General features: G+C 52.7%; 8 protein-coding genes. 4 read left to right on the plus strand and 4 right to left on the minus strand.

The features are described 5' to 3' along the window. Positions 1-16 precede the first annotated feature (16 nt). Complete coding sequence (trxA, locus tag H8S45_RS13010; protein ID WP_054328042.1) at positions 17-322, plus strand: thioredoxin; 306 nt, start codon at positions 17-19, stop codon at positions 320-322. A gap of 73 nt (positions 323-395) precedes the next feature. Here trxA and H8S45_RS16905 read toward each other — a convergent pair whose 3' ends face one another. The 3 genes from H8S45_RS16905 to H8S45_RS13025 all read right to left on the minus strand — a co-directional run bounded on the left by H8S45_RS16905 (position 396) and on the right by H8S45_RS13025 (position 3,249). Beyond that, on the minus strand, positions 396-1,694 hold the full coding sequence (locus H8S45_RS16905; RefSeq protein ID WP_456236943.1) for a collagen-like protein: 1,299 nt from the start codon (positions 1,692-1,694) through the stop codon (positions 396-398). A 135-nt stretch (positions 1,695-1,829) separates the two neighbouring features. Continuing rightward, positions 1,830-2,912 (minus strand): glycosyltransferase family 2 protein, encoded by a 1,083-nt coding sequence (locus tag H8S45_RS13020; protein WP_186950173.1) that lies wholly within the window; start codon positions 2,910-2,912, stop codon positions 1,830-1,832. A gap of 79 nt (positions 2,913-2,991) precedes the next feature. After that, entirely contained in the window at positions 2,992-3,249 is a 258-nt protein-coding gene (locus H8S45_RS13025) for a hypothetical protein (RefSeq protein ID WP_054328521.1), read from the minus strand. A 91-nt stretch (positions 3,250-3,340) separates the two neighbouring features. Between H8S45_RS13025 and H8S45_RS13030 the strand changes: the two genes are divergently transcribed. After that, complete coding sequence (locus tag H8S45_RS13030) at positions 3,341-3,565, plus strand: helix-turn-helix domain-containing protein (protein ID WP_107631850.1); 225 nt, start codon at positions 3,341-3,343, stop codon at positions 3,563-3,565. A 1,018-nt stretch (positions 3,566-4,583) separates the two neighbouring features. Next, positions 4,584-4,835, plus strand: a complete 252-nt coding sequence (locus H8S45_RS13035) for a hypothetical protein (RefSeq protein ID WP_107631851.1) — start codon at positions 4,584-4,586, stop codon at positions 4,833-4,835. 58 nt (positions 4,836-4,893) lie between these two features. Here H8S45_RS13035 and H8S45_RS16910 read toward each other — a convergent pair whose 3' ends face one another. Beyond that, positions 4,894-5,097, minus strand: coding sequence for a helix-turn-helix domain-containing protein (locus H8S45_RS16910; RefSeq protein WP_082397429.1), 204 nt, complete (start codon positions 5,095-5,097; stop codon positions 4,894-4,896). A 1,011-nt stretch (positions 5,098-6,108) separates the two neighbouring features. Between H8S45_RS16910 and H8S45_RS16400 the strand changes: the two genes are divergently transcribed. Next, complete coding sequence (locus H8S45_RS16400; RefSeq protein WP_242977942.1) at positions 6,109-6,531, plus strand: hypothetical protein; 423 nt, start codon at positions 6,109-6,111, stop codon at positions 6,529-6,531. Positions 6,532-7,219: the final 688 nt, after the last annotated feature.

Below are 7,219 nucleotides of genomic sequence, written 5' to 3' on the forward strand. Positions count from 1 at the left end.
AAAGGAGTGTAGGAATATGGCGGTTTTAACCATTACAAAGGATAATTTTGAACAGGAGGTACTGCAGTCGGACAAGCCGGTTCTGCTCGATTTCTGGGCGAGCTGGTGCGGCCCGTGCCGCATGGTTTCTCCAATTGTGGACGAGATCGCGGAAGAGCGCGCGGATATTAAAGTCGGCAAAATCAATGTGGACGAACAGGGCGCGCTCGCGCAGGAGTTCGGCGTAATGAGCATTCCGACACTGGTCGTAATCAAGGACGGCCAGCCCGCGAATAAAGCGGTCGGCGCGATGCCCAAAGCCAATATTCTTGCGCTGCTGTAAAAAAGAAAACGGAAACGGGAATTTCCCGTTTCCGTTTTCTTATCAGCCGTCCGGACGCGCGCCAGAAACAGCGTTAAGTGGGGATATCGCCGAGCCGGTAGATTGTCAGGGAAATGTTGCTGTAAAAATACGTGCTTCCGCTGCCAATGACCCGCAGCGTGGCAGGGGCGGAGGAAACCGCTACCGGCGATGTGAACGCAATGCTTACAGTTTCGGTCGAAGTGTGGAAGTTATGCGATGCGGAAGCGCCAGCGACAAAGGACCCGTTTAACTCAAGCGTAAAGCTGATATTATAGGGGAATGTCACACCGCTTCCAGGCGCCATGCCGCCGTCAAAGACCACGGCATAAACGCCGGGATGGTTGATGGTGAAAATTGCGCTGTTGAGCTCGTGCGAGATGGAAGTGCCGTAGGAAAGTGCGTTCCGGTCAAAAATCAGGGCGTTATTTTCTGTGCCGCCGGGGTGCGAGGGGATGGAATAGGCGGATAACAGGTTGACCGTCGCACCGCTTTGGCCATCCTGCCCTCTGGGAATCGTAAAATCGAGTACAGCGTCTTTTTCCGTACCCGAGTTGACGACGCTGGCTTCGGTGCCGGGATCTCCGGTGGTAACTGTGCCGACACGGACGGTGGCGGCATCGCCATCTTCACCGGTTGGGCCGGTTGCACCCGTGGGACCAGTGGGGCCGGTTGGTCCGGTTGGACCAGTTGCACCCGTGGGACCGGTGGGTCCAGTTGCTCCGGTGCCAGTTGCGCCAGTCGGGCCTGTGGGACCTGTTGCACCTGTGGGACCGGTCGGCCCAGTCGCACCGGTACCCGTCACGCCCGTAGGTCCGGTCGGTCCGGTCGCGCCAGTCGGCCCCGTGGGGCCAGTAGGTCCAGTGGGTCCAGTCGCACCGGTACCAGTTGCGCCAGTCGGGCCTGTGGGACCCGTGGAACCCGCTGCACCTGTGGGACCGGTCGGCCCAGTCGCACCGGTACCCGTTATGCCCGTAGGTCCGGTCGGTCCGGTCGCACCAGTCGGCCCCGTGGGGCCAGTAGGTCCAATTGCGCCGAAGCCGGTAGCACCCGTGGGACCTGTCGGTCCGGTAGCACCGGTGGGGCCGGTCGGCCCTGTCGCGCCGGTGGGGCCGGTCGGGCCGCCGGCGGGCCCTGTTGCGCCTGTTGCGCCTGTCGCGCCTGTTGCGCCTGTCGCACCCGTCGCGCCCGGGAAACCTCCCGGCCCCTGAGGACCGGTCGCACCCGTAAAGCCGCGCGGCCCCATCGGACCACGTTCGCCGCGATACCCGCGCGGGCCTTCAGGTCCTGTCGGGCCTGTGGGACCGGGCGGGCATTGCTGGCCGCCGCATGTGCCGCCGCAGATCTTATCCATCCACTTGTCGGAGGAGCAGCCGGAACCGTCCCGTCCAACAAATTGTGAGCGATCGTACATGTCTTTCTTCCTTTCGGGAAATTTGCCGGATAATATCATTCGGCACTGCATTCTATGCGTGGGGGCGGTCTCCGGTCACTCCGCACCGGAGGCGCGCTGCGCAAAATACCGGCGGTTGTAGGCGACTGCGGGGGAATCCGGCCAGAAAGCCGCGGCATGCTCGTTCCATGCGGCGGCTTCGTCATGCTGCCCCAAGTGGTCGCAGCACACGCACAGCCCCAGACAGGGGATATACCCATAGCAGGAAACCTGCACAAAACCGCCCCGTTCTGTCCTGCGCGGCGCACGCAAGGCGGTTTCGTACCAGAACCTGGCCAAGGCATAATGCTCCTCCTGCAATTCAAGCGCGGCGAGCGCACAGCAGGTTTCCCCGCGCGGTTCATCCATGGAAAAGGACAGAAGCAGGGCGGCTTTCGCTTCGTCCCGTTGCCCGAGCGTGCAGAGGCAGTCGGACAGGTTGCGGCAGGCCTCTATCCGGTTTTCGGTCCAACCGTCCGGACGGGATAGGAAATCACGGAACGCAGCCACAGCCGCGTCCCACTGCTGATGCGCCATCAGCTCGCGCGCATAATAAAACTGCTCGCGCGCGGTCAGTGTTCCTTTTTCGGCGCGCTGCTTTTCATAAATATCAAGATTGCGGCGGCTGTCTGTTTTCCGCTCCTTGCGGTGTTCGACAGCTGCGTCCGCATACAAAATGCGTCCTTGTGGGGTGATGCACTCATGCACCGCACCCTGCCAGGTAAATCCGGCTGCCCGCCGGAGCAGGCGCTCCCGAAAATAAACAAACGTCGGCTTGCCCTGCGGGTCGAACGCCACATGATAGGGAAGCATGACAACGTCGGCGGCTGCTTCCGCAAGCTGTTGCTTGAGCGCGGCAAAGCCCGCGCGGCTCTCCGGCGGTATCACATCGTCCGCGTCCAGCCACAGGATATAATCGCAGCCCGCCTGCGCGAACGAATAATTGCGCGCAGCAGAAAAATCATTGCACCAGGCAAAGTCCAGCACCCTGCCGTATTGTGACGCGATGGCCCTGGTCTGGTCGGAGGAACCAGTATCGACAATAATGATCTCGTCTGCGATCCCCTGCACGCTGTCCAGACAGCGCGCCAGCACCGCCTCTTCATCCTTCACGATCATGCAAAGACTAATGGAAACCATAAAAAAACCCTCCCGCGCAGTCTATGCTGCGCGGGAGGCGGGGGACAGCGCACGGAGCGGAAAAGGGGAAGCGCGACGGTCAAAAATCGTGACGGAAGCCGCCGCTGCTGCCCAGATGCTCCAAAGTGGAAATGACAAGCTCGATCTGTTGAAAGCATTCCGGATCGGAAAGGCTGTCGTCGCGGATATAGCCCTTGATCCGGTTGAGCGCGCGGTAATAAATAGAATCCATCAGCTTATTGACGTCCACTCCGATGAGGGACGGGAATTCCACGCGGATATCCTGCTTGGAAAGGACCTCGCGGAATACCTCCAGAAATAATTCGTTTTTCTCCAAAGCAATCACCTCAAGACTATTATAAGGGAAATACCCTTCAAAATCAATAAGGAATATATCCTTGAGCCATACTTGCTTTGAGGTGAATAGCATGTATGAGCATATGAGAGGGATGCGAAACGACAAGGATATGAGTCAGAAACAGGTGGCTGATTTGCTACAGGTGCATCAAACAACATATTCAGACTATGAGTTAGGCAATATCAGCATTCCAGCACAACAATTAAAACGTCTTGCTGAATTTTATGATACCAGTATTGACTATCTGCTGGATTTTACAGATGAGCGAAAACCCTATCCGCGCAGGAAAGAATAAAAGGAAACGGCACCACCCTCCCTTTTTTTCGTGTTGCATGACTTGGTTTTTTGGCGTTTTTGATGCTTGTTTAGAAAAATAAAAATGCGTTTCAAAAACACTCAAAACCCGCGCCACGTCTTGATGAAATGAAAAAAACCGCACAGCGCTGAACATCATTGCGCGGCACCTGCTGACCAGCGACAGCGGCATCTATTGTTCCAATGTCGAGACGAGCTGCTGGGGCGACAGGGATTAGACCGTGATCTGCATCCGGCCCGGCAAAATCCCGGTTTTCGATCTGGGAGCAGGGTACAATGCGGATAGGTAGGAACAGCGCGGCATGGCTCTTGCTGCAAGTCAGTGTGGTCTGCGGGCAACTGCCGTACCATGCGCCCAAATTGCTCGGAAGCAATTATGCGCGCACACAGGATGCGTTTCAGAAGCTATGCCGCGCGGGGTATCTGGAAGTTGTCAAGGCACCAGGGCACAAGAGCTTTTTCGTTACAGATTCCGGATTTGAAGCCTATTGCCGCTTGAGGCAAAAAGACCGTAGGAAGTCGAACGCTTTCATCTGGGACAAGCCGACGGGCACGCACAGCATCGAAAAGGCGGTTCGGCGCAGCCGCACCAACGAGGCGCGGCTGTTCTTCGTCCTGCTTTGCAGGCGCAAGTATCAGACATCCTTACAGATTAAGCGCGAACAGGAACGACAGGCTGTCCGCAGCACAGACAGCCTGAAATATTCCCGGTTTGTCGGCTGCATCTATGATGAAGAACGTTTTCTCCATCTGGTGTACCACTTCGGGAACGGCAACCAACGGCTCAATCCCAACGGCGAGAAAAACGCCGCCGTGCGGCTGGTCGGGGCAATGATGTCGTTTGAGAAAGTGATCCTCGTCGAAACGCCCGAAGCGATCGCAGACATTCTGGAATATTCGCTCTGGGCGCTGAAAAAGGCTCCACGTTCACTCCGGCATATGAAGATGAACTCCATATTACATGGGAGGACAACGCAATCCTGCTGCCGTTGGATGGGTTGGCACAAGCCCTTGTGCAGCACTTTGACCGGAAGGGCTGGTGCGTTACCATTGCGCAGATGGAAGAGCAGGAGGAAGAAAAGGCAGGCATTACACTATCCCTTCTTCATGGGCAATGGATGGAACTGCTGGAGTATCTCGCGCAGGAGCCTGACCCGGAAGCGCCGGTGCGTATTATCGCGTGGGATTTTCAGCAGCCGGTGCTGCGGCAGCGGGGTACGCTGCCGACAAAAGCGCGGGTCGGGGTGTGACTGTTACAAGCGAAATAACAAAGCGGTACGGGATGCTCCGTACCGCTTTGTTATGTATTTACTTTCGTTTGTTGCTACGGCCGAACAGATAGTCCAGCGATACCTGATAATAGTCGGCTAATTTGACTGCCAGATCGAACGGCAATACACGTTCCCCGCGCTCGTACTTGGAATAAAGGGATTGATCGCACAAAATAATTTCTGAGATCTGCTTTTGCGTCAGGTCAGCATCTTCACGCAAGTCTCGGATTCTGAGATTCATAACCATCACCAAGGTAACGATAACAAAGTTTTTTTCTTCTTCCGCAAACACACAATCAAGTTCTTTGCTGCTTTTTCCTCGTACATAGGCATCTCGCCAGAGCTGGCTTTTCAAGTAAAATCCACTTGAATTGTCTATACGAGTCTTTTGCGAAAGCGATCTGCTGCAGATAATTGATAGAAACTGGATTCGAGGAAAATATGCCTTGCCTTTATTCGCTGTCCCTGCTCCCGCATAGCCTATAAACAACATAGTTAGCAACTTTGTGTACTTCGCTCTATTCAAGGAAAATAAAATGAAATCCTAAACGGTGTGCCTTTCCTTGATACGCTTGACAGCATAGCCCAATCGAACAATAGCCTCCACAAGCATCGCAGGGATAGACATGGAACAGAAATGCGTGAAATCATATCCCTCATAGTACATAGTTTGAACGACTTCAGCTATCGTTTGCTCGCCTTCCCCAATGCTTCCAAACTAAAGGGGATTAAACAAGCGCTGTCCAGACCGGCACCAAGCTGAAGTGATGGCCTAATTTTATTCCAAGACAAAGGTGTGACCTCCGCCCTTCATTTGTCTTGACAACAGATCACTGCCGTCCTTTCTTCTGCCGATTGCGGAAGTCCTTTTCGATGTCATCCGTCCAGTACTCATTCAGAGGCACGCTGCTGCTAGAATAAAAATAGTACAAGTCAAAATGAGCAAATTCCCAATAAGTAATAGATGATACAATAGAAGTATAGTCTTGAAAGAGGATCTCATTATGCAAAGCAGCATGACAAACGGTTTAAACTGGATTCAGTCCAGTACTATCTTGATCATAAAGAACTTAGTGTTCGTGGCTGTACTCAGAATCTCGGTGTAGGTTACAGCACTCTGACGAAATGGCTGAAGAATTTCAGGGAGTCTGGAAATATCCCTATTCATGGCTCCGGTAATTACGCTTCTGATGAGCAGAAAGAGATTGCCCATTTGAAACGTGAGCTTCGTGATGCCTAGGACACACTCGATGTGCTAAAAAGTTATCAGCATTTTGGGAAAATAACAGAAGCCATTTATATAGAGGTTTCTGAAAAGACGGAAGCTGCCAGAAAACAGGATCGCCGGGTTTCCGTTTCCGGAATGCTGAACTATTTAGGCGTTTCGCGGTCTGGATACCGTTCATGGTTGAAACATACCCCTACCGATACGGAAAAGCGCAGGGAATACATAAAAGCCAAAATACAGGATATTCATGATGAATCCAAGCAAAACTACAGAACTCCCCAAATCACCAGAAAGTTGCGTCAGAATGGAGAGATCATCCCAGAACGTAGAACGTACTGTTGGGAAATATATGAAGGAAATGGGGATCAAGGCCAAATGGGTGAAACCGTGGACGATCACTACCATAGATTTCGATTTCAACAACGAACTTCAAAATATCCTGAATGAACAGTTTACTCCTGATCGTCCAAATGCGGTATGGTGTAGCGATATTACATATATCTTGACAAACAAAGGCTTTGTCTATCTGACAAGCATTATAGATCTGTTTTCCTGAAAGATTATTGCTTGGACACTCAGTCAGATTTGAGAGGTATCCTGTGTGATTGACACCATTGGTAAAGCGAAAGCCAGACGCAGCACAGAACTATCGTTAATCATCCACAGTGACAGAGGAAGCCAGTATGTATCCCAGGCATAGCGAGAAGCTACTGCAAAAATGCAGCGCAGCTACTCGAAAAAGGCTTTTCCGTGGGATAATGCATGCATCGAATCGTTTCACGCGCTTGTCAAACGGGAATGGCTGAACCGGTTTAAAATACAGGATTACCGGTAGGCGTATCGTCTGGTATTCGAGTACATCGAAGCTTTTTACAATACCAAACGTATCCACTCATGTCGCCAAATGACTTTGAATTACTTTATGAGCAAACACAGACAAACTGTTCTTAGTAAGTTAAGTTGAGGATTAACTTCTCTTTTTAACTGGTGCTAAATCTTGACATAGGACCATTAGTGTTTTACCTGTATCGTTGTATGAAAAAATAGTATCAGGTGAAATTACGCTTCATGATTGGATGAAAAACGCCAAGCGGCTGGGGCTGGATGCGGCAGATATCAGTACAGTTATGCTGAA

This window comes from Agathobaculum faecis (assembly GCF_014287995.1).
In the GTDB taxonomy this organism is placed as follows: domain Bacteria; phylum Bacillota; class Clostridia; order Oscillospirales; family Butyricicoccaceae; genus Agathobaculum; species Agathobaculum ammoniilyticum.

Coding starts and splice junctions, on each gene's coding strand:
- trxA (WP_054328042.1), top strand. CDS start 17: ATGGCGGTTTTAACCATTACAAAGGATAATTTTGAACAGGAGGTACTG.
- H8S45_RS13020 (WP_186950173.1), bottom strand. CDS start 2,912: ATGGTTTCCATTAGTCTTTGCATGATCGTGAAGGATGAAGAGGCGGTG.
- H8S45_RS13030 (WP_107631850.1), top strand. CDS start 3,341: ATGTATGAGCATATGAGAGGGATGCGAAACGACAAGGATATGAGTCAG.
- H8S45_RS16905 (WP_456236943.1), bottom strand. CDS start 1,694: ATGGATAAGATCTGCGGCGGCACATGCGGCGGCCAGCAATGCCCGCCC.
- H8S45_RS16910 (WP_082397429.1), bottom strand. CDS start 5,097: ATGAATCTCAGAATCCGAGACTTGCGTGAAGATGCTGACCTGACGCAA.